Origin of the sequence: Kluyvera cryocrescens NBRC 102467, from assembly GCF_001571285.1 — a bacterium.
Lineage (GTDB): Bacteria > Pseudomonadota > Gammaproteobacteria > Enterobacterales > Enterobacteriaceae > Kluyvera > Kluyvera cryocrescens.
The window spans coordinates 150,190-172,098 of the sequence record NZ_BCTM01000001.1; the positions used below are offsets into that span (position 1 = coordinate 150,190).

General features: G+C 52.4%; 21 protein-coding genes and 3 tRNA genes. 10 read left to right on the forward strand and 14 right to left on the reverse strand.

The annotated features are described in order from the left end of the window. The first annotated feature begins 240 nt into the window (after positions 1 to 240). The 4 genes from KCR01S_RS00790 (at position 241) to KCR01S_RS00805 (ending at position 3,484) form a co-directional block, all read left to right on the forward strand. The gene (locus KCR01S_RS00790) at positions 241 to 801 is read left to right on the forward strand and encodes an Ail/Lom family outer membrane beta-barrel protein (protein ID WP_072277049.1); all 561 of its coding nucleotides are present in this window, start codon (positions 241 to 243) and stop codon (positions 799 to 801) included. Positions 802 to 994: 193 nt separating this feature from the next. Beyond that, on the forward strand, positions 995 to 1,900 hold the full coding sequence (locus KCR01S_RS00795; protein WP_061279266.1) for an ROK family protein: 906 nt from the start codon (positions 995 to 997) through the stop codon (positions 1,898 to 1,900). 13 nt (positions 1,901 to 1,913) lie between these two features. Next, positions 1,914 to 2,897 carry a LacI family DNA-binding transcriptional regulator gene (locus tag KCR01S_RS00800; protein WP_061279267.1) on the forward strand — a complete coding sequence of 328 codons (984 nt, stop codon included), beginning with the start codon at positions 1,914 to 1,916 and terminating at the stop codon, positions 2,895 to 2,897. A gap of 200 nt (positions 2,898 to 3,097) precedes the next feature. After that, positions 3,098 to 3,484, forward strand: coding sequence for a hypothetical protein (locus tag KCR01S_RS00805; protein ID WP_061279268.1), 387 nt, complete (start codon positions 3,098 to 3,100; stop codon positions 3,482 to 3,484). A gap of 46 nt (positions 3,485 to 3,530) precedes the next feature. Here the strand turns inward: KCR01S_RS00805 and KCR01S_RS00810 are convergent, their stop codons facing one another. From KCR01S_RS00810 to KCR01S_RS00820, 3 genes are all read right to left on the reverse strand, one after another. Continuing rightward, positions 3,531 to 4,112: an outer membrane beta-barrel protein gene (locus KCR01S_RS00810; protein ID WP_061279269.1), complete on the reverse strand. Its 582-nt coding sequence runs from the start codon at positions 4,110 to 4,112 to the stop codon at positions 3,531 to 3,533. Positions 4,113 to 4,236: 124 nt separating this feature from the next. Continuing rightward, a complete protein-coding gene (locus KCR01S_RS00815) occupies positions 4,237 to 4,866 on the reverse strand; it encodes a helix-turn-helix domain-containing protein (RefSeq protein WP_061279270.1) in 630 nt (209 codons plus the stop codon). 516 nt (positions 4,867 to 5,382) lie between these two features. Further along, positions 5,383 to 5,472 (reverse strand) — tRNA-Ser (locus KCR01S_RS00820). Positions 5,473 to 5,562: 90 nt separating this feature from the next. Here KCR01S_RS00820 and mtfA point away from each other — a divergent pair. Both mtfA and KCR01S_RS00830 read left to right on the forward strand, forming a co-directional pair. Further along, positions 5,563 to 6,360 (forward strand): DgsA anti-repressor MtfA, encoded by a 798-nt coding sequence (gene mtfA, locus KCR01S_RS00825; RefSeq protein WP_072277060.1) that lies wholly within the window; start codon positions 5,563 to 5,565, stop codon positions 6,358 to 6,360. Positions 6,361 to 6,460: 100 nt separating this feature from the next. After that, positions 6,461 to 6,536, forward strand: a tRNA-Asn gene (locus KCR01S_RS00830). 38 nt (positions 6,537 to 6,574) lie between these two features. Here the strand turns inward: KCR01S_RS00830 and KCR01S_RS00835 are convergent. Further along, positions 6,575 to 7,912: an aminotransferase-like domain-containing protein gene (locus tag KCR01S_RS00835; protein ID WP_061279272.1), complete on the reverse strand. Its 1,338-nt coding sequence runs from the start codon at positions 7,910 to 7,912 to the stop codon at positions 6,575 to 6,577. An 84-nt stretch (positions 7,913 to 7,996) separates the two neighbouring features. On the opposite strand from KCR01S_RS00835, the gene KCR01S_RS00840 reads away from it, so the two are divergent. Then, entirely contained in the window at positions 7,997 to 8,893 is an 897-nt protein-coding gene (locus tag KCR01S_RS00840) for a DMT family transporter (protein WP_061279273.1), read from the forward strand. Between the two features lie 92 nt (positions 8,894 to 8,985). On the opposite strand, the gene cbl is transcribed toward KCR01S_RS00840, so the two are convergent. Together cbl and nac are read right to left on the reverse strand one after the other, a co-directional pair. Then, entirely contained in the window at positions 8,986 to 9,936 is a 951-nt protein-coding gene (gene cbl / locus KCR01S_RS00845) for an HTH-type transcriptional regulator Cbl (protein WP_061279274.1), read from the reverse strand. 102 nt (positions 9,937 to 10,038) lie between these two features. After that, positions 10,039 to 10,956, reverse strand: coding sequence for a nitrogen assimilation transcriptional regulator NAC (gene nac / locus KCR01S_RS00850; protein ID WP_061279275.1), 918 nt, complete (start codon positions 10,954 to 10,956; stop codon positions 10,039 to 10,041). Between the two features lie 306 nt (positions 10,957 to 11,262). Between nac and KCR01S_RS00855 the strand changes: the two genes are divergently transcribed. Together KCR01S_RS00855 and KCR01S_RS00860 are read left to right on the forward strand one after the other, a co-directional pair. Further along, positions 11,263 to 11,338: transfer RNA gene (locus KCR01S_RS00855), tRNA-Asn, on the forward strand. 152 nt (positions 11,339 to 11,490) lie between these two features. Continuing rightward, positions 11,491 to 12,189, forward strand: coding sequence for an RluA family pseudouridine synthase (locus KCR01S_RS00860; protein ID WP_061279276.1), 699 nt, complete (start codon positions 11,491 to 11,493; stop codon positions 12,187 to 12,189). A 51-nt stretch (positions 12,190 to 12,240) separates the two neighbouring features. Here KCR01S_RS00860 and KCR01S_RS00865 read toward each other — a convergent pair whose 3' ends face one another. Both KCR01S_RS00865 and ldtA read right to left on the reverse strand, forming a co-directional pair. Then, positions 12,241 to 13,182, reverse strand: coding sequence for a Gfo/Idh/MocA family protein (locus tag KCR01S_RS00865; protein WP_061279277.1), 942 nt, complete (start codon positions 13,180 to 13,182; stop codon positions 12,241 to 12,243). Between the two features lie 99 nt (positions 13,183 to 13,281). Beyond that, a complete protein-coding gene (ldtA, locus tag KCR01S_RS00870; protein ID WP_061279278.1) occupies positions 13,282 to 14,214 on the reverse strand; it encodes a L,D-transpeptidase in 933 nt (310 codons plus the stop codon). 193 nt (positions 14,215 to 14,407) lie between these two features. Between ldtA and KCR01S_RS00875 the strand changes: the two genes are divergently transcribed. Further along, the gene (locus tag KCR01S_RS00875; protein WP_061279279.1) at positions 14,408 to 15,856 is read left to right on the forward strand and encodes an AMP nucleosidase; all 1,449 of its coding nucleotides are present in this window, start codon (positions 14,408 to 14,410) and stop codon (positions 15,854 to 15,856) included. 152 nt (positions 15,857 to 16,008) lie between these two features. Here the strand turns inward: KCR01S_RS00875 and KCR01S_RS25810 are convergent, their stop codons facing one another. From KCR01S_RS25810 to KCR01S_RS00900, 6 genes are read right to left on the reverse strand one after another with little or no spacing between them, the layout of a single operon-like run. Next, positions 16,009 to 16,266 carry a DUF202 domain-containing protein gene (locus KCR01S_RS25810; protein WP_072277050.1) on the reverse strand — a complete coding sequence of 86 codons (258 nt, stop codon included), beginning with the start codon at positions 16,264 to 16,266 and terminating at the stop codon, positions 16,009 to 16,011. After that, complete coding sequence (locus tag KCR01S_RS00880) at positions 16,266 to 16,655, reverse strand: YidH family protein (RefSeq protein WP_061279280.1); 390 nt, start codon at positions 16,653 to 16,655, stop codon at positions 16,266 to 16,268. The genes KCR01S_RS25810 and KCR01S_RS00880 overlap by 1 nt, the downstream gene beginning before the upstream one ends. Further along, positions 16,639 to 17,520 (reverse strand): MurR/RpiR family transcriptional regulator, encoded by an 882-nt coding sequence (locus KCR01S_RS00885; RefSeq protein WP_061279281.1) that lies wholly within the window; start codon positions 17,518 to 17,520, stop codon positions 16,639 to 16,641. Before KCR01S_RS00885 ends, KCR01S_RS00880 begins: the two co-directional genes overlap by 17 nt. A 55-nt stretch (positions 17,521 to 17,575) precedes the next feature. Continuing rightward, positions 17,576 to 18,442, reverse strand: a complete 867-nt coding sequence (locus KCR01S_RS00890; RefSeq protein ID WP_061279282.1) for an aldose epimerase family protein — start codon at positions 18,440 to 18,442, stop codon at positions 17,576 to 17,578. A 2-nt stretch (positions 18,443 to 18,444) separates the two neighbouring features. Beyond that, complete coding sequence (locus KCR01S_RS00895; RefSeq protein WP_061279283.1) at positions 18,445 to 20,205, reverse strand: sulfatase; 1,761 nt, start codon at positions 20,203 to 20,205, stop codon at positions 18,445 to 18,447. Between the two features lie 14 nt (positions 20,206 to 20,219). Next, on the reverse strand, positions 20,220 to 21,761 hold the full coding sequence (locus tag KCR01S_RS00900) for a PTS transporter subunit EIIC (protein WP_061279284.1): 1,542 nt from the start codon (positions 21,759 to 21,761) through the stop codon (positions 20,220 to 20,222). Between the last annotated feature and the right edge of the window lie 148 nt (positions 21,762 to 21,909).

Below are 21,909 nucleotides of genomic sequence, written 5' to 3' on the forward strand. Positions count from 1 at the left end.
GTCTTCATCCCACATTAAAACAATTTAAGCGTTCACTCTTAGCGTCAAATTCCGTAATCGAATTATCCAAAAAGCACAATTCATAAGATTATTCTTAGCTAAAATCTGTCGCTTAACAATATTCACTCATCTCTCCCATAAATTCAGGTAGTTCATCGCATATGACAAGCTCGATATACTTGCTGGCGCAGTTCTCTGGTCGCAACAACTCTAACAATATGATTTAAAAGGTTATTAAAAGTGAAAAAACTCTCTCTGGCAGTTTTGGTTATTTCAGGATTAACGAGTGGAATGGCGTTTGCAGATAACCAAAGCGTTTCGATTGGTTATGCCCAAAGTGATGTTCAGGATTTTAAAAATATCCGTGGTGTGAACCTGCAATATCGCTATGAATTTGACTCCCCGTTTAGCGTTGTCGGTTCATTTACTTATATGAGCGGTAGTGAAGACCGTCATTATTATGTTGATTCTGATGCGGTCAATACCAATATTGATGTGAAATACTATTCATTGCTGGTCGGCCCTGCGTACCGTATTAACGATTATGTTTCGCTGTATGCTCTGGGCGGTGCCGCCCGCACCAAAGCCGACGCCGACGTGAAATGGCTGAACGCCGGCAGTAACGATATCATGCGCGCAAGTGAGTCCTACAAATCAACCTCATTCGCATACGGCGCAGGGGTCATCATTAACCCCATCGAGAACCTCACCGTCAACGTCGGTTATGAAGGAACTACCGCCGACCTGGATGACAACTACAGCATAAACGGCTTTAACATTGGTATCGGCTACCGCTTCTAGTCCCTTCCTTTAACGGTTTCTCGCGCATGTGCAGAAACCGTTATTCATTTACTAAACATATCCCACCGTTATTAAACCGATAAATCAGCATTTATTGAGTCTTTACTCACATAAATCGATTTATTCAATTTTGTCTAGTAAACAAAATCCCTAGACTGCCTTCCATCATGAAACCGTAAGCCGGGAGGCAATCATGCAATTAGGGCTTGATATTGGCGGTACTAAAATAGAAGCCGTCGTACTCGATGAGAATGGTGAAACTGTTTATCGCCAGCGCTATACCACGCCAAAGCAGCGCTATGATCTTTTCTTTCAAGCCGTTATCAATGCAATTACCGACGCACGTAACGCAACGCGCGCCGATCTCACCATTGGCCTTGGCATTCCGGGGGCCGCTGGCCGCGATGGCCTGATCAAAAATTCAAATATTCTGGTGCTCAATCATCAGCCCTTCGTCCAACAGCTTGAGCAACATTTTGCTATGCCCATTGCAGTAACCAATGATGGCAACTGCTTTGCCCTCTCGGAGGCTATCGATGGAGCAGGTAAAGGTTATGGCGTGGTGTTTGGCGTTATTCTCGGCACCGGGTGTGGTGGCGGCCTATGCGTCGACAAGCGTCTGATTACGGGACCCAACGCTTGCGCCGGCGAGTGGGGACACAATGCGCTCCCTCATTACCGCATGGATAAAGACGGTGAATCCGCAGAGTGTTACTGCGGGCAGCTAAACTGTAATGAGAGCTTTATTTCCGGCAGCGGGATGGAACGGCAGTATTTTCAGAAATTTAGTAAAAATGTTAGGGTACCGGACATTATGGCTCGGCTAAATGCCGGTGAACAACACGCCGCCCTGATCTGGGATCTTTATCGGGATCAGCTGGCGCGTGCGCTAGCGGGCGTGGTGAACATGCTTGACCCCGATGTCATCGTATTAGGTGGAGGCGTATCAAACATTGCGCAGCTGTACCCTGGCTTGCAGGAACGTATCGCGCAGTATGTGTTTGGTAAGAAGTGCTTCACCCCTGTCGTACAGGCACGCCACGGCGATAGCAGCGGCGTGCGCGGTGCGGCCTGGTTGGGCGCCCAGCGCAAACTATAGATATGAGAAATCAATGGCAAAAGCAGTAAGAATCCGGGATATCGCCGCTGCCTGCGGCGTATCCCCCGGCGCAGTGTCTCGCGCCCTTAAGGGCCAGCCGGGGCTACGGGAAGAAACCCGTCTACGTATCATTGCCGCCGCCGAGCAGCAAGGATATGACTTCGGCCGTTTGCGCAGCGACAAAATTAAACGAGTGCTCTTCTTACTTCATCGCCAGCATAATATCCGCCGCGCGATGCCATTCTACTCGCCGCTGTTCTTAGGCATCGAATCCTCATGCCGTGATCGGGGTATCGCACTGAGTTTTTTATCCATAGGGCCCGGTGATGCCGTCGCCGACCAGGTGATGTTACATCAGCCAGATGCCCTGATCTGTGCCGGCTTCTTTGAACCCGAGCTGCTGGCGTTGCTGGAGCAGCTTAAGCTCCCCATGGTGCTGACTGACCTTTTGGCCCCCGCTTTGCCATGCGTTAACCCGGACAATTTGCAGGGCGGCTATCTGGCCACGCGCCATTTAATCGAACAGGGACGTTCACGTATTGCTTTTCTTGCCAGCACGCTTGCCCATTACAGCATTCATCAGCGCGAAAAAGGCTATCGGAAAGCGCTTTATGAGGCCAAATTGCTTATGCCCCCGGAGTATGAGGCAATCGCCCTGCCTCAACTCGACACGGAGCATTCGCTACTGCAGGCGCTTAACGAATTATTCACGCTGCCGGAGCCCCCGGATGCCATATTTGCTTATAACGATGCCACTGCTTTGCTGGTGCTTCAGTGCTGTGCCCAGCGAGGGCTTCGGGTTCCAGAGGATGTTGCGGTTGTCGGTTTTGACGATATTGAGACCGCGGCCTGGTCACAGCCGCCGTTAACCACCGTGGCGGTGGACAAAGAGAGACTGGGATGCGAGGCGTTAAATCTGCTGCTGAGCAATGAGCCACCGTCGATGCGCTTGCTGCCGGTAGAGCTGGTGATTCGCGAGAGTTCGGCCTGTCGCTAATGATCCTTTTTCCGGCACTTTAGGCCATTCATCAAGTGCCGGCGGTGGGTGATGCCGGCATTTTCTACAATATCGGTCTGCGGTTATGCCATTCACCGAGTTCAAAACCCATCGTTTATTTTTAAATTAATTAATGCTCGCTGAGCCTGTGCCCAACGGGATAATAATCATCGTCGTTATTATCTTCATCAGGGAATTTCATGCACAAGCTACTTTTTGCGGCACTGGTTATATCCATGCTCACCGCCTGCAGCTCATCACCACCAGAAGAGCTGGTTAAAATAAACGCATTACACATTCCTGTGGTGCAGAATACAAAATCCCCTGCCGCGCCGGAAGAACTGGCTACGTTGCATCAGGAAAATAAGCAGATTATCGACAACCTGACGTTAGGTTTAAAAACCGACTATTTGTTAGACGTTAAAACGGCCGATATCTTTGACGATCATAGCCAGGTACATCAGGTTTATCTTTCGCTTTCACGGCTTGATCAAATAAGAATGATGAACAACTATTACTTCAAAGAACAGAATTTCCATGGTCTCCAGCAGGTAAATACCTCACTCGCACCGCTGCTCCGTGGATAACAAAAAACCCCGCATTACCATGCGGGGGTTGCGATCAATGGCGGAGTTATTGCCCAAATCGATAGCTGATGCCGGCCATCACCGAACTGATATCGCTGCTGGCACCAATTTGATTTTCATTCCCTACATTGCTGACCCACTGATATTCCAGACGACCCGCCCAGTTGCGATTAAAGGCATATTCGGTACCGACCGCCAGCACCGGACGAATACCAGTATCGAAGTTGTTATGCCCTTTAATATCAGACTCTGCGCGGTAGCCCATCACTCCCGCACGGCCATATAAATCCCAATCACTATTCAGGCCGTAGCTGGCTTTCAAGGAGGCCTGAAGGCCCTGGCTTTTCATTTGCGAACCGGAGACACCATGATGCCCATTAACGCCCATGTTACCTAAATAATCGTAACCTCCTTCTACCGCCAGCCAGGTGTTAATTTGGTAACCGGCGAAAATACCGCCACCGACATTATCACTATCGAAGTCGACATCATGCGAAGAATTCGTGTCGTTATAATGTGACCAACCAAATTTTGAACCGGCATACCAGTTCCCGGCATCGGCTGCGGCAAATGCGCTTGTTGCCGTCAAGGCATTCGCGATAATGAGCGTAATCAGTGTCTTCTTCATAATAGTCCTATTGTCAAGCCGTGCTCTGTACGTGAAAATGATACAAATAAAGTGGCTTTACAATAAGATAGAAAAGCGTAACTGATAATCGCTTTATTATTTAATTCTGGACAAGCGCCGAGCGCTAAAAACGCTCGGGAAGTTTATTTAAATTAACCAGATAGCCGCCGCGCTTAAATTCAATATAATTACCATTTTTTAACGCTGACAGTACATTTAATACGCTACTGCGTGATAAATGGGTACGTTCCTGAATATAGTCAAGGATTGAGATGCGCATTCGGGTCTCTTCCGGTAGCTGGCTCATTTCCTGTAGATGATCGCGAATCACCGAATAGGTTTTTTGTTGCACCAATAAGGCATCACGATAGAAAAGATAGGCCGTATGGTAGGACAGTAATGCGACAGCATCTTCCCACACACCGTGCTGACGAAAAATATCCATCGCCGTTTTGGCATCAACGCGCAGGATGGTCGACTCCGTCTCCGCACGTAGCATATGCCCTCGCACCGGCTGGATCATTTCGGCAATACCAAACAAATGCGGGTCATAAACCGTCACAATCAGCAGACCATCCGAGGCGCGGAGGATAGAAAGTTCCCCCTCTAAAAAGAGATACAGCTGCGGCTGGTTTTTATGCGTCCACGTCATACGCTTGCGCGGTATGACTTTGACTCTCTCGGCAATCGGCTCAAGCAGCGCCGTTAAACGCTGGATACTCTGCTCTGGTCGGATGGGGGGTGAAATATGCATAACTGCACCTGGTCATTAGCAATCAACACAATTATAGAGGGCAACGTGGCCTGCGCAAAAAATACGCAAACCAGTATTTACGCATACCATCCAAACTTAAAAAATCGCAATCTCGTTTAAAAATAAACAAAATATCGACACGGACGTGCTGATTTGCAGCCCCCATTTAGCCTACCTGTGGACGAGTGGGACAAGGGGAACGAAGAAGCATGCGCATGAACGGGGCCGGGGGGTCGAGATAACATTGTTCGCAAAACAGCCGCAGCGTCATCTTTTCTTCTCAGACAGGCGAATGATTACGCTGGCGCAACACGACTTAGCTCACAAAATGAATGACATAGTTGCAAAGCGCTATCGGCTCTGGTTGGCTAAGTGATAGTTTGTCGAAAGAAAGGAAGTTCAACGGAAACCGAACTGTTCTAAAATAAGCCAAAGATAAATGACACTCCGGTTGGCATGCTGAAAAATAAGAATACAATTTAAATTTTTATGATTCAGGGGGATAGGTGATTTGATTGGCGGAGAGAGGGGGATTTGAACCCCCGGTAGAGTTGCCCCTACTCTAGTTTTCGAGACTAGTCCGTTCAGCCGCTCCGGCATCTCTCCGTTTTGATGGTTGCCATCATGCCAGGTTATTTGGCATTTTAACAGACCCAGTCTCTTCAATTGCGTTCAAGTGACGAGTTTGCGAGCAAAATGATGATTAAATGGCCCTGGAAAGCAAGCGATACCGCCGATAAAACAGATTTGCCCTGGGAACAAGCCCTGGCAATACCGCTGTTAGCCACGTTGTCCCACGACGAACAGGCTAAGCTGGTTCAGCTTGCTGAACGTTTTTTACAACATAAGCGGTTGGTATTCTTGCAGGGATTGGTCGCAGAACCCGTCACCGAAGCGCGCATTGCGCTGCTCTTTTGCCTGCCCGTATTGGAGCTCGGTCTCGAATGGCTTGACGGATTCCATGAAATATTGATCTACCCTGCTCCTTTTGTCGTCGACGATGAGTGGGAAGACGATATTGGTCTCGTTCACAATCAGCGCGTGGTACAGTCCGGACAAAGCTGGCAGCAGGGCCCTATCGTACTGAACTGGCTGGATATTCAGGACTCATTCGATGCATCCGGCTTTAACCTGATCGTCCACGAAGTGGCGCATAAACTGGATACCCGCAACGGCGATCGTGCCAGCGGCGTGCCGTTTATTCCGCTACGCGACGTCGCAGGATGGGAGCACGACCTGCACGCTGCGATGAACAATATTCAGGATGAGATTGATTTAGTTGGCGAAAATGCGGCCAGCATCGATGCGTATGCCGCAACCGATCCGGCAGAATGTTTTGCGGTGCTCTCTGAGTATTTTTTCAGCGCCCCCGAACTATTCGCTCCGCGCTTCCCGGCTCTTTGGCAACGTTTCTGCGGCTTCTATCGCCAGGATCCACTCCAGAGGTTGCGTGATAATAGCCAACAGGATGAAAATTCATCGACAGTACACTAAAATAACATCCTGAGTTAAATTCAGCCAATTGAATCAGCAAGTTAATTTTAGTGTTGACACAAATATCGAGGAACAGTAGTATGCGCCTCGTTCACACGATTCCTCTGTAGTTCAGTCGGTAGAACGGCGGACTGTTAATCCGTATGTCACTGGTTCGAGTCCAGTCAGAGGAGCCAAATTTGAAAAGCCTGCTTTTAAGCAGGCTTTTTGCTTTTTATCTTCCGTACTGCTCAAACTCAATCACTTCACGCACCGTTAATAGCGCATCCCTCAACGCAGTCATCGAAACCGACCCCAGCGCAATGCGTATCGCCTGTGGCACAGTAGCCGAAACGCAAAATGGTTCTGCCGTTGAGACCGAAATCTGCTTCGCCATTAACATGCTCGCCACCCGGTCGGCCCGGGATTCATCGGCCAGCGGCAGCCAAACAAAGTAGGACTCAGGATGCCCGATATACGGTAGCCCGCGCAGGCATTCGCGCGCCAAAGCCTGGCGCAGATGCGCATCTTGTCGTTTCAGCTTTTCAAAGCGCGAAATTGTACCGTCTGTAATCCAACCGCATACCAGCGCGCTGACCAATGAAGGGGTATTCCAGGTTGTCACCCTGATGGCCCTCTCAACGGCCGCTCTCAGCGCATCAGGACACACCACTACGCCAACTCGTAGCCCGGTTGCCACATTTTTTGAAAAGCCCGTGATATAGACCGTCCTTTCCGGCGCAGATTCCGCCAGCGGAGGTGGCGACGGGCGAACCAGATAGGCATAAGCCGCATCTTCAATAATCAACAGGTCGTGCTGGCGGGCAATAGCAACCAACCGCTGACGCTGCGCGGAGCTTAACACCCAGCCTAACGGATTATGCAACGTCGGCATGCTGTATACCGCGCGCACATCACGCTGCGCACAAAGCGTGGCAAAAGCATCCAGGTCGGGGCCGTCCTGTCGACAGGGAATAGCAATGAGCTCAAGGCGATACATTTCTGCCAACGCTTTAAAGCCCGAATAGGTTAGCGCATCGACGGCGACGACATCCCCCGGCCTGAGTAGCCCCATCACCGTCACCGCCAGGCCATGCTGCGCGCCGTTCACGAGCAGCACATCTTCGGCTCTGGGCGAAAGCCCCGCACCGGACAGATACTCCGCCATAATTTCGCGCTCGCTAAACCTTCCGGCGTGAGGCTGATAACGCAGATGTGATTCAATATCCCCCACGGCGGAAAGCGTTCGTAGCGCTTCGCGCAGTGCATCCCCCTGCCCGGCAAGCGTCGGATAATTAAAATTAAGATCGCAAACGTCGGCAGCGACCGCCTGCTGATCCACCCCGTGTCCGGCGGGCAGCGCGGTTTCTCTGACAAATGTCCCACGCCCGGTTTCACCGCTCACAAGCCCCATCGCCTCCAGCTCCGCATAGACGCGGGTCGCCGTCGCCAGAGAGAGATGCTCATCCGCCGCTAAACGCCGATGCGTAGGCAATCGATGTCCAGCCGGAAGCCCCCCGCTTCGAATGGCGCGGGCAAAACTATCGACGATTGTTTTATAACGAGTCTTCACCACATGTATCCATGACAATTTTTTGATTGTACTAGTCATCTCAACTTAGCATCGCTTGAATAATGGCTCAACGATGAGGTTAACGTGGTGAATTCAGCAGTAGATAAGACAGGCTCCGCCGCCTACCGTGGATGGTTCAACGGCCTGCTGGGCGTGGTGATTTTTAGCGGTTCCCTGCCGGCTACCCGCCTTGCGGTGTTGGAGATGAGCCCTTTTTTCCTCACCTTTCTGCGCGCCGCGATTGCCGGTATTCTGGCCCTCTTGCTGCTGGCCAGTTTTCGCCAACCGCGTCCTCACCCCGCGCAGTACCGTTCGTTAATCGTGGTATCGCTGGGTGTGGTTATCGGTTTTCCGCTGCTGACCGCCATGGCCTTACAGCACGTCACCTCGGCTCACTCGATTGTGTTCCTTGGCCTGCTGCCGCTTTCGACGGCAATTTTTGGCGTTCTCCGACACGGCGAGCGTCCGCGGCCTGCGTTCTGGGTATTTTCCGTACTCGGTAGTCTTCTGGTCGCGGGCTTTGCCCTGACGCAGAATGCCTCCGCCTCGCTGATGGGTGATTTACTGATGCTTGCCGCCGTCATACTCTGCGGCTTAGGTTATGCCGAAGGGGCCAGCCTAACGCGCACGCTTGGCGGTTGGCAGGTGATCAGTTGGGCGCTGATACTTTCACTTCCCCTGATGCTGGTCGCCGCTTTCGTCGCGCGGCCGCCAACCTTAAGCACCCTCTCCACTTCGGCCTGGCTGGCGGTAGGTTACGTTTCGCTGTTCAGTATGCTGATTGGCTTTATTTTTTGGTATAAGGGGCTTGCCGCCGGCGGCATTGCGGCCGTCGGTCAACTGCAACTGCTACAGCCATTTTTCGGTTTAGCGCTATCCGCTACGCTGCTGCACGAAAGCGTGAGCCCGATGATGCTGGTGGTCACTTTAGGCGTAATTCTTTGCGTCGCGGGATCGCGAAAATTCAGCCGCAGGGCATAATGGTTTGGCTTTTCATGTGCAGAACCCAGCGCTCGTGGTGCTGGGTTCATTGACGTACATCGTTGGTCGCCACTGAAACGCGGCGGCGCGAACTAAATCTGGTAATCCAACACGTTCTCTTCCAGTTCCATCGCCTGGCGTTTAATCTCCTCCAGAGAAAGCCCGGCGTTACACAGTTCAATAAAGCGCCATACGTAATTTCGCTGGAGCTGCCCGCGCTTTAACCCCAGCCAGACGGTATTTGCGTCAAACAGGTGATGGGTATCCAGCCGCACGAGGCTTCCGGACTCCTGCGCATCGCTTGATTGCTCTGCCACCAGACCAATTCCTAACCCCAGCTCAACGTAGGTTTTGATAACATCAGAATCCTGTGCGCTCAGCACAATATCTGGCGTTAACCCCTTACGGTTAAAGGCTTCATCAATACGTGAACGGCCGGTTATCCCCTGACGATAGGTGATAAGCGGCCAGCGAGCGATGGCCTCAAGCGTGAGCGGCGTGGTCTGCGTGAGGGGATGATCTTTGGGTACCAGCAGGCTGTGGTGCCAGCGGAACCATGGGAAAGCCACCAGCGTGGCGTCGTTACTTAGACGCTCACTGGCGATCCCGATATCTGCGCCCCCGCTGTGTAGCAGCGCATCAATCTCCTGCGGCGTCCCCTGAATCAGCTCCAGGCGGACATCCTCAAATATCTCGCGGAACGCCTTAATCACCGGCGGCAGGCTATAGCGCGCCTGAGTGTGCGTGGTGGCGATGGTCAGTACGCCCGACGCATCATTGGTAAACAGATCGGCCAGACGGCGCACGTTGCTGGCCTCATTGAGAATACGCTCGGCAATGACCAGCAGCGCTTTACCCGGTTCGGTCATCCCTAATAAGCGCTTTCCGCGTCGAATGAAGATCTCAATCCCCAGCTCTTCTTCGAGTTCACGGATATGCCGGCTCACGCCGGACTGCGATGTGTAAAGCATATTGGCTACTTCGGTCAGGTTGTAATCCTGCCGCACCGCTTCACGAATTATTTTCAGTTGCTGGAAGTTCACGCTTCCCTCCGGGTCAATCAGACATTGCACTATTGTTAAAGTCTGTTGCCTTCGCGAACAAATAATAAAAACCAGCAACTTATATCTGAATGGAATATAAGCTTAGCTAACCAACAGTAATTCCCGGTTATCAAGCATTGGCCGGCTCACCAGCGACATCAGGATTTCCTTTACCGCCTGCGCCTGTGGCGTCAGCTTGCCGTGCGCTGAAACGTTGAGTGACAGTGGCAAACTCATTGACGGCGTCGTGATTCGCGCCATCCAGCCGTTGGCGGCATGACACAAAGAGCGTGCTGCCGATTCTGGCAGAACCGTCACGCCCATACCGCTGGCAATGGCGGCGGTTAAAGTCGAGATCGACTCAATTTCACCGATAATTTTCGCCGTCAGGCGACGCAGTGAAAAAGCTTCATCCACACGAGCGCGCACGGCGCTGTAGTCGCGCGGTAAAAAGAGGTTCATTTCGGCCACCGCGGTAAGGTCAACGCTCTGCCCCGGACAATTGCTGGTGCCCACCAGATAGAGATCTTCTTTCAGCAGCGGTTGGCTGACAATGCCGGACTGCGGCGCACGGTCATACAACACCGCCATATCCAACTGGTTATTGAGCAGTTTATCGTTCAGCACGGTGCCGCTATTTTCGTGCAGATAGACCAGCACGTCCGGCAGTTCGTTACGGACGGCCTGTAGCAGCGGCATAGTAATCGAAGAGGCCGCCGTCCCCGGCGCAAGGCCGATAGACACGCTACCGCTCAGCGTTTGCCCAACGTTGTTCACCGCCAGCTGCGCCTGTTCACACTGACGCAAAATCGTACGCGCGTGGGTATACAGCACCTTACCCGCTTCCGTCGGCGTGACCCCACGCTTGGTACGGATCAACAGCTGCTGATCGAGTTCCCCTTCCAGAGTCGCCACCTGCTGGCTCAGCGCAGGCTGCGCGATATGCAATACTTCTGCGGCTTGGGTCAGGCTGCCGATATCGACGATTTTCACAAAGTATTTCAGGCGTCTGAAGTTCATTTTTGCCTCCGATTGGGATTCTTCGCCACGCTGGCGTTAAGTAATCGGAGGAGTTGCAAGATGCTTGCCAGTTTTCGAAATAGCGCTAAAACCGCGTAAACCTATCGCTAAAGCGCTTTTCTGACCCAGTCAGAAGATTGCGATCTGCCCCATAAGGGGTAAATCTGCACTTTCACGGTGCAAATAAGCCAAAAAATCGGCAACCGGCGGGAAATTGCTGAAATTATCAGCAAACGAACTTATTAGCGCTTTTCACCCTTTGACAAGCCAGGGTGACATCGTTAATATGCGCCTCGTTCACACGATTCCTCTGTAGTTCAGTCGGTAGAACGGCGGACTGTTAATCCGTATGTCACTGGTTCGAGTCCAGTCAGAGGAGCCAAATTTGAAAAGCCTGCTTTTTTAAGCAGGCTTTTTGCTTTTCTGCATTCGACTCTTTTTCTACCGGGCCATCGAGGCCGAAAGAAATACGGCAACGGTATGCGTTGCCTAAATGAGTTATCATCCCTCTTCCTTCGTCTGCCAGGCCGCCTGATGTCTACGATTATCGATACTTTTATTGCCCCGCCGTGCCATGACCAAATCGAAATCCTCTATCAGGACGAACACCTGCTGCTGGTCAATAAACCCAGCGGGCTACTGAGCCTCTCGGGTAAAAACCCGCAGAATCTCGACTCGGTACATTATCGGCTGGTACAGCAATTTCCCGGCTGCACGCTGGTGCATCGTCTCGATTTCGGCACCTCCGGGTTATTGGTGATTGCCCGCAATAAAGCGATAAATGCCGCACTGTGTCAGCAGTTCAGCCAGCGAACGGTCACAAAAGTCTATAGCGCACTGCTTTGCGGACATCTGGAAAAGGATGAAGGGATCATTGACGCAGCGATTGCCAAAGATCCGGCGTTATTCCCACGGATGGCGATCTGCGCCGTCAGCGGCAAACCCGCTCGCTCTCGTTATCAGGTAACTGAACGCTTTTATCAACCGCGTGAAGACGGCAATGCATTACCGTTAACACGCGTTCAGTTAGCCCCCGAAACCGGACGCACGCACCAGCTCCGCATCCACTGCCAGCATTTGGGGCATCCGATCCTGGGCTGCGATCTCTACGGCGGCCTCTTGCCGCCGGGCACCGAGCAAACGCCACGGCTCATGCTGCATGCCAGTGAACTAAACTTCAGGCATCCTGTAAGCGGTGAACCCATCGCTGCCCGCAGCGCCAGCCCGTTTTGAGAGCAGACGGCCTGCACGCGGGCAGGCTCTTTGCATTTTGCTTTTACATCATCACAGCGCGGCGCGAATCATATCCAACACCTGCATATTGCGAACGGTCTCATCCAGCGGAATGATTTTTGACGGCTGGTTCAGAATCGCGCTAGAGAAATGGCGGATCTCCGCCTGGTAGCGATCGGACTCACTAACCGGCAGTTCGCGGATCCCTTCTGGCGTATGCAGATACAGCGTTCCTGCATCATCAAGAAACGGCTTATCAATGCACAACATGCCCTTCGTGCCAATAATCTCCGCATAGTTGCGGCCAAAGGCATTAAAGCCACAGTGAATATTGGCAATCAGGCCATCATCATATTGCAGCAGGGCCGAAAGGTTGGTATCGACGCCATCCTGCGTTTCGCACAGCGCTTTACATTGTACCGGCAGACGCCCGGTGACCAGGCCGACAAAGTTGACCGGATAACAGCCAACGTCATACAGCGCCCCGCCGCCCAGCGCAGGCTGCATTTTAATGGTGTTCGGCCGGTCGAGCAGAAAACGGAACGAAACGTTGATATGCCGAATAGCGCCCAGATCGCCGCTATCGATGACCTCTTTTATCACCCGCACACGGTCGGTGTACTGGTACATAAAGGCTTCCATCAGTAAACGGTCGTGCCGGGCGGCAACCTTCTGCATTTCCCGGGCTTCGGCAGCCGTTAAGCCAATTGGCTTCTCGCACAGCACGTGTTTACCCGCTTCCAGTGCACGAATCACCCACTCTTTATGCAATGAGTTAGGCAACGGGATATAGACCGCCTGAATAGCATCATCGGCCAGCAGCGCCGCGTAATCGTCATAACTTTGCGGCCATTCCCCTGCTGGCAGCTCCGCTTTGTTCCGCGAAGCCACGCCGTACACCCGCGCATTGTCGGCGCGGTCGATGGCTGGAATAATCGAGTTTTTCGCGATACGCGCGTACCCCAGAATCCCCCAGTTCACCACTTCACTCATCTCACTCTCCTTTATCACAACTGCAGCACTGACGCTCAGACGTTCGCCATAACAAAAAGCCCGCATCAGGCGGGCTTTTTACTGCGTACTGTCACAAGCTTACAAGGCGTTATGCGACGTGCTGATATTGACCGGCATACCGGAGCGTCGCTCCAGCGTAGCGTTAGCACGATTCACATCGACCCCTGCCCCTTGGGTAAAACTACGCAGTGCGGGAGTAATAGGCAATGGAACTTTGTTATCAGATTCATATTCTGCGCGGTTGCGCGACAACGGTTCATGTACCTCAACCCAGCGGCTACCGTCGGGTTCCGTGGTGTACTTCACCGACTGGTCAATAATCTGCACTCGTGTACCGACCGGAACATTATCAAACAGATACTTGATATCGTCATTGCGCAGACGAATACAGCCCTGGCTGACGCGCAGCCCGATACCAAAGTTGGCATTCGTCCCATGAATAGCATACAGACGCCCAATGTAGATAGCGTAAAGCCCCATCGGGTTATCAGGCCCCGCTGGAACAAAGGCTGGCAGGCTTTCACCGCGTTTGGCGTACTCGCGTCGCGTGTTCGCGGTTGGCGTCCAGCTTGGCGCCTCTTGCTTGCGCTCCACGGTGGTCACCCAGTTACGTGGCGTTTCGCGTCCGGCCTGGCCGATACCAATTGGCAGCACCTCCACGGTACCGCTTCCCGGCGGATAGTAATAAAGCCGCATTTCCGCCACGTTCACCACAATCCCCTGGCGGACCGTATTCGGCAGAATCAGCTGCTGTGGGATCACCAGCGTCGAGCCCGACTTCGGCAGAAAGACATCCACGCCAGGGTTCGCCTCCAGCATATTGCTCAACCCCTGCCCATACTGGGCCGCAAAGGCCTCCAGCGGCAGATGGTTATCTTTCGGCACCGTGATATTTAGCGTGCTGCCCACCAAACGACTTCCCTCTGGGGGAAGTGGATACGTCACGGCCAGCGCACTCTGGCAGCCCAACGCCACAGCGAGCGCACACAATAGTTTTACACGAGGTCCCATGTCCCTTTCCTCATTCACGGCAGATATCGGTTAATTATAGCTTTTTTCACCTGCAATGCTGCTTTTACCTGCATTATTAATAAGACGGTTAAAGGTTAATCAGTTGTTATACGGGAACCGGCTAACGCTTTTGTTTCATCATCCGCTGGCATACTATCGGGAAAAGCTGCAGTTCTGACACAAGGAGCGAACGATGAGTAATACGGGCGTGAGTTTGACCCCAGAGCAGGCACTGGACCAACTCCAGGCGCTATACGATCAATCGGTACGTGCATTACGCGATGCTATTCGCCTGTTTATTGACGATCGTTCCCTGCCCAGCGCCGAGGCGCGGGCCGGCGGATTGTTTGTCTATCCCCAGCTTTCCGTCTCCTGGAGCGGTAGCGCCCATAAAGCCCAAAAGACGCGGGCGTTTGGCCGTTTTACGCATTCCGGTTGCTACACCACGACGATCACTCAGCCGGGGCTGTTTCGCAGTTATCTGCTGGAACAGCTCACGCTGCTGCATGAAGACTATGACGCGCATATTGAAGTTGGCGCTTCACAACATGAAATCCCGTTTCCGTATGTCATTGACGGCCTGAATCTGGATCGCTCCATGAGCGCCGATCTCACCCGTTTTTTCCCCACCACCGAGCTGTCGCAAATTGGCGATGAAACGGCGGACGGTCTGACTCATCCAACGGAATTTTATCCGCTATCGCATTTTGACGCTCGCCGCGTTGATTTTTCGCTGGCGCGTTTACGCCACTACACCGGCACCCCGGTAGAACACTTCCAGCCGTTCGTATTGTTCACCAACTACACCCGCTACGTGGATGAGTTTGTACGTTGGGGCTGCAGCCAGATTCTCGACCCGGATAGCCCGTATGTCTCTCTCTCCTGCGCGGGCGGGATTTGGATCACGGCCGACACCGAAGCTCCGGAAGAAGCCATTTCCGACCTGGCATGGAAAAAGCACCAGATGCCGGCCTGGCACCTGATTACCAAAGACGGCCAGGGGATTACGCTTATCAATATTGGCGTTGGCCCATCGAATGCCAAAAATATCTGCGACCACCTGGCGGTATTGCGCCCGGATGTTTGGCTGATGATTGGCCACTGCGGCGGACTACGTGAGAGCCAGTCGATCGGCGATTACGTGCTGGCGCACGCCTACCTGCGCGATGACCACGTGCTTAATGCCGTACTGCCGCCAGATATTCCCATTCCAAGCATCGCGGAAGTCCAGCGTGCGCTGTATGACGCGACAAAACAGGTCAGCGGGATGCCGGGAGAGGAAGTGAAACAGCGACTGCGCACCGGGACGGTGGTAACGACCGACGATCGTAACTGGGAATTGCGCTACTCCGCCTCATCACTGCGCTTTAACTTAAGCCGCGCGGTGGCCATTGACATGGAAAGCGCCACTATCGCCGCACAGGGTTATCGCTTCCGCGTCCCGTACGGCACGCTGCTTTGCGTGTCGGATAAACCGCTGCACGGTGAGATAAAGCTGCCAGGACAAGCGAACCGTTTCTATGAAGGCGCGATTTCCGAGCACTTACAGATAGGCATCCGCGCGATTGACCTGCTGCGTGCCGAAGGCGACCGCCTGCATTCGCGTAAGCTGCGTACCTTCAACGAACCACCGTTCCGCTAACGAGATAAGATCCAGCCGGGCAAGTTCCCGGCTTTTTTATATAGGCCCTGTCAGGCCGCGTACTCAAACGCAGAAAAGCAAAAAGCCTGCTCTAAACGGGGAAAAAACAGCTGATGGTAACGGGCCATTGTCATGGCGTTCTTAAATACCGACTAAGAGAAAAGCATCAGTACGAGCAGAGTCCCGGATACAACAATAATCAGAGAAACAGTGTTATGCCGACCTTTAGTGACGCCACAAAACATCATCAGCGCCCCGCCCAGCAAAAGCATCCCAGCCGATATGTACAGTACATTACCAGTATGACTCCAGCCCCGAAGACACAGTAAACCCGGCGCAAGCATAGACCAACCGGTTCTGCACCAGGATAGATGTGTACGCTCCGGTTGTAGGCCCGGATCTCTATTCATTATGATCTTCCCTGCCACAGTAACGTTCCCAGCAATATTGCGAGTAAAATCATGAGCGCAGCCAGAATGACCAGAGCGCAGGTGTAGGGTAAATTGCTATCAAGACGCATGGCATATTCATTCTGCCGCCAGCGTCGCCATGCCATAAACCCCATGACCGATGCCGCTAGCAGGAGTAGCGTTGAGATACCCGTACGCAGTTCGGCAGAGGATAACTGGGGGGAAAACTGCTCGATACCAACAGCACCCGCCATCAATGCCAGAGCAGTGCGGATCCAGGCCAGAAATGTGCGCTCATTGGCGAGCGTAAAACGGTAATCCGGGGTTTTCCCCGCAAGCCACCACTTTCCCCTTGGGTGTGTTGACTGAGTGTTATCCTGTAGATTCACGTTTAATCCTTTCTTTTATCAGCAATTCTTTAATCGAAAGTCCAGTCGATGAGCTGTCGCGCAGGTTGTGGCGGGTGATTTCCGTGCATAAAAACTCGATCATAAACAGCTGTGACATACGGGTGGCGATTGAGTCGCCCTGGTAGGGGCCCGCACAGCCGCTGGTCAGCAGCCAGGTGTCTGCCAGCTCGGTCAGCGGTGACTGTGGACTGTGAGTAATGGCCAGACAATGCGCGTCCGCTTTTTTGGCCATGCGGAAGGCATTGACCACTTCCGGTGTTTCACCGGAGTGTGAAAATGCCACCACCAGATCTTTGGGCTTAAGGTTAGCGAGTTTCAACGTCATGGTGAAACGGTCGGTGTAGGCTTCAGAGTCGATGCCCTGACGATTCATCTTGTCACGAGCTTCCATTGCCGAAAGACCAGAAGCGCCAAACCCGACAAACAGGACGCGGTTGGCCGTCAAAAACCTCTCGACCACCGGATTGACCACTTTCATGTCCAGCAGGCCGATAGTCTCATTCAGGGTAGTTTCCACCGTCATGGCAATCTTCTGCGCCACATCATTGCGGGTATCATCCAGGAAGATATCCGGTGACGTTGGCAGCAGTTGTTCGCGCTCGTCCAACAGTTCACGTTTAAGGGCCGCTTTCAGCTCAAGCAGTCCGGTATAACCAATTTTTTTGCAAAAGCGTACAATCGTCGCTTCGCTGACTGACATCGCTTCCGCCAGTTTACGTACCGGCGTCTGCGCAACTGTCGCAGGTTGCTCCAGAATAAATCGGGCAATATGCTGGTCAGTTTCTCCGAGCCCACCCAGTACATTACTGATATATATCCGCACATTCTCGCGATTCACGCTCATTGCTGCACCTGACCCTTTTGCATGAAAAATAACGGGTATTCTGTCAATCCCCCGCTCATGCGTCTACCGCAAAGCGTAGTCTTACGTTGAATCCCTGACTCTGGCCCGGAGCAAGCTGGTGTATTCCGCGTTTATTCTCTGCATGACCATCAAAATCAGGCGCATCGGTCGTCCCGGCAAGCGGCTCGATACAGAGCAGGTCAACGCCTGGAATACTCCAGAGCGCCAGCCAATCATGTTCAACCATTTCAAGCGTCATGACGGTTTTTCCAATAGGTGAGCAGACTCTGATTTGTTGCTGCCGGCAGTTACCGAAGTAAATGGCACCATCCCGGAATGATGCATCTGTCAGTGGAAAAAAAGTCGTTGTCTTAGTCTGACCTTCCGTAACCAGCGTTCGGTTATGGGTTGGAAATGGCCCTTTGACGGCATTATTACCAAACCGTAAATGCCAGCCTGACTCGCAGGCAACAGGCAATGCAAACCCGGGATGCCAACCGATGGAATACCAGAATGGCTGGCGGTCATCATTGAAGACACGCTGTGACACACTGAGCCCGTCTTCATGCAGCATGAGCCGTAGCTGAACCCGCCAGCACCATGGCCACACACTCAGGGTGTCAGGTTTAGCTCGCGCCTCCAGCAGCAACAGGCTTTCTCCCTGCTCAATACAATCAAATGTCTGTTGGCGTAGGAAGCCGTGTGCCGGTAGCGGCAGGAACTGACCGTCCACACAAATCCCTTGATGAACAAGCACGCCGACGACAGGAAACAATTGGGTGGCTGAGTTGTTCCAGATACCAGGAACGGGTTGCCACAGCCATTCACGACCACTGAGTTTATCCCGAATTCTGGATAATTCACCGCCAACTGCTTTCACCGTGACCCGATAGCGATCGTTTTCAAGTTGCCAATCGTTCATGGTTACTCTGTCCTCAGCAACAACCGGGTCTGATAAACCAGCGCTTTATGCTTGTCTCCGTTAAAGCAGGCGTCAATCAGTGTGAAGATATCCATTGCTGTCAGTAAATGGCTAGCAGGAAAATGCTTCAGGAGTTCGTCCTGAGATAAACCCAGCTCCTTAGCTGCACTGATGACAAAACGTAACGCTTCATTCACACCATGATGCTCGCAGCGATACTCTTTCCCGCCGCACATCGCCTGTCTGGTCCATCGCTCTGCGAAGTCCAACTCCCGCTCGGGTGACAGGGGATCCAATTCGAAGCGGGCATACAGTTCCGGTGGTGCATCATGCAACTGCATCATTCCGATTATCGCCTGAGCATACTGAAACGCCCGCTCGCTGTCGTGAAGTGGACGCATCTGTTGCGGATCGGTTTTGAGGTCGAAGAGTTTATCCCCGAACCGCCATGGATTCAGGTAGCTGAAGGTGACGGGGATTTGCATGATCTGAGCGCCCTGAGTGAAATCAAAGCCAGGATGGATACTTATGTTCTGCAGCTCACTCACTTTGAACATGCTGTCAATTCGAGTCGGCATCAGAGTGTATTCATACAGATTTTCCTTCCCTTCCTGCCGCGGACAACGCATATAGACATAGCTGCCGTCGGTGATATTGATATGGCCGCCAAAGTAACCAAACATTGCATAGTCCCGTACCGAGGTATTATTTTCTACCGCCGGGCGTAGCGGTTTACCGGTCATGGAGGGCGGGAGTGGCACATTGAAATACTCCAGCAACGTCGCCGGAATATCGACTGTCTGTGCCAGCGCACTACGGCGAACGCCTTCGGCTTTACAACGTGGATCGCGGATAAAGAACGGCGTATTCGCGATTTCGTTGTACACCGGCATGATGTTCTTGCCCCACCACTGGTGCTCACCGAGCAGGAAACCATGGTCGGTACAGACGATGAATAACGTGTCTTCCCACAGACACAGCGCTTTCAGCTTGTCCATTACCTGACCAAGGTAGTCATCGCACATGGTAATCAACGCCTGGTAGAATTTGCGGACTTTTTCATCATCACTGCCACCAGGGGCACCGCAGTAATATGGTACCCATCCGTCAAATTCATCAGGCATGCAGCCATACTGCGCAAGGTACTTCTCAGGAACAAAGAATGGCTCATGGGGATCGAAACATTCGATCTGTAGGAACCAGTTATCCTGATCTTTGTTGGTTTCCAGAAAGTCGAGACCGGCACTGATGGTACGGTGAGTAAAGTGCTCTTCCTGAGTCGGCATCGCTGCCCGGTTGATCAGATCTTGGGTCATACGCCCGTTGCGACGACGGAGGGTTTCTTCATCTTCCATGCCCTGCCATTTGATCGCAGGTTTCTCAACCTGACCTTTCCAGCAATCACCTTCCTGACCGCGGATAAACTCAAAAGTAGAGTAACGGGTATGATAGGTTGCACCACCATCACGCCAGTAGTGTTTATGGTCAGTCACCATGTGAGCGTGAATACCAGCCTGATTCAGTGCCTGGAACGTGGAGAAATCGAACGGCTCCATTGGCCCCCAGCTGCGGTGCAGAAAATTGTAACGACCGGTATGCAGTTCACGCCGGGCCGGCATACAGGGCATGCTGCCGACATAGAAGTTATCAAACTGTGCAGACTCGCGGGCCAGCCGGGTAAAGTTCGGGGTGATAGCATCGCCCCCATAAGGGGCGAGATGGTTACGCGTCAGCGTATCAAACATCAGCATTACAGCTTTCATAAGACGTCTCTTCTTTATGAACCGATAAATTCTTCGACTTCGTTTTTAATCAGAGTCACGTGCGGCCCATAGACCACTTGAACCCCCTCTCCACGGACAAATGCCCCACGGCTGCCGAGTTGTTTAAAGGCCTCCACGACTACATTTTGCGGGTTTTTAACTGTGATACGAAGGCGGGTAGCACAGCAATCCACATCCACAATATTTTCCCGTCCGCCCAGCGCCTGCACGATCCCCGCAGCACGTTCATTACCACTGATAGATACAACCGGAGTTTCATCGTCAACTTCATCTTCACGGCCCGGTGTTTTCAGCTGACGCCATTTGATAAGGAAGCGGAAGGAGAAGTAGTACAGGCAAAACATCACAGCACCGAGTGGCAGCATCAGCAGCCAGTTGGTTTTGGCATTGCCCTGAAGAACACCAAACAGCAGGAAGTCGATAAGCCCGCCGGAGAAAGTTTGTCCGACTGTGATTTGCAGGATGTGGGTGAACATAAATGCCACCCCGGTCAGTACAATGTGCACGCCATACAGCAACGGTGCACAGAACATGAAGGCAAATTCCAGCGGTTCCGTGATACCGGTGACAAACGCAGTCAACGCAGCAGAAAGCATCAGGCTGGCTACTTTTTTCTTGTTCTCAAGACGGGCTGAATGGTAGATGGCCAATGCAGCCCCCGGCAGACCAAACATGAAGTCTGCGAAGCGTCCGGCCATGAAGCGGGATACCCCAATGTAGTACTGAGTCACGGAGGGATCGGCTAGTTGAGCAAAGAAGATCTTCTGCGTGCCCTGTACCAGATGTCCATCAACCATTTGTTCACCGCCGACGCTGGTCAGCCAGAAAGGTAAATAAAACAGATGATGGAGGCCAAGAGGAATAAGGCATTTGAGGATCATGCCGTAGAACAGAGTTCCGATATAACCGGTCTTCTCAACCAGACCACCCAGATGGGTAATGCCAGTCTGGATAGGAGGCCAAACCCAGAACAACGCCACACCAAGGAAGATAGCAAAGAAGGAACTGACGATAGGCACAAAACGGGAGCCGCTAAAAAATGCCAACAGGTTTGGCAACTCCGTTTTACCGAACCTTTTCTGGACCCAAAAGGCCAGAAGGCCGCTCATTATCCCACCCATTACACCCGTTTGAAGGGTGGTTACCCCCATCACACTCGCCTGCCCGACTGCGGCCAGATTATCTGTTGCCAGCGTTCCGGACAACAGAAGTGACGCATTAATGGCTTTGTTCATCACGATATAGCACAGAACTGCCGCAAGACCTGCCGTACCTTTATCACTACGGGCCATACCAACGGCAATACCTACAGCAAACAGCAGTGAAAGGTTATCAAAGACCACGCTACCGCACAGCTTCATGACGGTAAAAATAGCCTGAATTACTTCACTGTTGAGGGCTGGATAGGTCGAGAGAGTAACCGGATTGGTGAACACGCCACCGAATCCCAGTAGCAGGCCTGCCGCAGGTAGGACAGCTATCGGCAACATAAAGGACTTACCTAGGTTTTGTGCTCCGGCAAACAGGTTGCTCATAAAGACCTCTGATGTTTATTTTGCGAAATTTATATTTCATAGTATTATTGTTTTAATGAAATCTATATTTCGATCATTCAACGCCAATGTCAAAACGCATTGATAAAAGAGTGAGCAATGTCACTAAACATCATGTGTGATTAATTCA

What these genes read in the sequence shown, in the direction of transcription:
- KCR01S_RS00865 (WP_061279277.1), bottom strand. Translation starts at nt 13,182, where the DNA reads ATGAGTGAAGTGGTGAACTGGGGGATTCTGGGGTACGCGCGTATCGCG.
- KCR01S_RS00800 (WP_061279267.1), top strand. Translation starts at nt 1,914, where the DNA reads ATGGCAAAAGCAGTAAGAATCCGGGATATCGCCGCTGCCTGCGGCGTA.
- KCR01S_RS00810 (WP_061279269.1), bottom strand. Translation starts at nt 4,112, where the DNA reads ATGAAGAAGACACTGATTACGCTCATTATCGCGAATGCCTTGACGGCA.
- nac (WP_061279275.1), bottom strand. Translation starts at nt 10,956, where the DNA reads ATGAACTTCAGACGCCTGAAATACTTTGTGAAAATCGTCGATATCGGC.
- KCR01S_RS00815 (WP_061279270.1), bottom strand. Translation starts at nt 4,866, where the DNA reads ATGCATATTTCACCCCCCATCCGACCAGAGCAGAGTATCCAGCGTTTA.
- KCR01S_RS00805 (WP_061279268.1), top strand. Translation starts at nt 3,098, where the DNA reads ATGCACAAGCTACTTTTTGCGGCACTGGTTATATCCATGCTCACCGCC.
- ldtA (WP_061279278.1), bottom strand. Translation starts at nt 14,214, where the DNA reads ATGGGACCTCGTGTAAAACTATTGTGTGCGCTCGCTGTGGCGTTGGGC.
- KCR01S_RS00895 (WP_061279283.1), bottom strand. Translation starts at nt 20,205, where the DNA reads ATGAAAGCTGTAATGCTGATGTTTGATACGCTGACGCGTAACCATCTC.
- KCR01S_RS25810 (WP_072277050.1), bottom strand. Translation starts at nt 16,266, where the DNA reads ATGAATAGAGATCCGGGCCTACAACCGGAGCGTACACATCTATCCTGG.
- KCR01S_RS00900 (WP_061279284.1), bottom strand. Translation starts at nt 21,761, where the DNA reads ATGAGCAACCTGTTTGCCGGAGCACAAAACCTAGGTAAGTCCTTTATG.
- KCR01S_RS00860 (WP_061279276.1), top strand. Translation starts at nt 11,491, where the DNA reads ATGTCTACGATTATCGATACTTTTATTGCCCCGCCGTGCCATGACCAA.
- KCR01S_RS00795 (WP_061279266.1), top strand. Translation starts at nt 995, where the DNA reads ATGCAATTAGGGCTTGATATTGGCGGTACTAAAATAGAAGCCGTCGTA.
- KCR01S_RS00885 (WP_061279281.1), bottom strand. Translation starts at nt 17,520, where the DNA reads ATGAGCGTGAATCGCGAGAATGTGCGGATATATATCAGTAATGTACTG.
- mtfA (WP_072277060.1), top strand. Translation starts at nt 5,563, where the DNA reads ATGATGATTAAATGGCCCTGGAAAGCAAGCGATACCGCCGATAAAACA.
- KCR01S_RS00875 (WP_061279279.1), top strand. Translation starts at nt 14,408, where the DNA reads ATGAGTAATACGGGCGTGAGTTTGACCCCAGAGCAGGCACTGGACCAA.
- KCR01S_RS00890 (WP_061279282.1), bottom strand. Translation starts at nt 18,442, where the DNA reads ATGAACGATTGGCAACTTGAAAACGATCGCTATCGGGTCACGGTGAAA.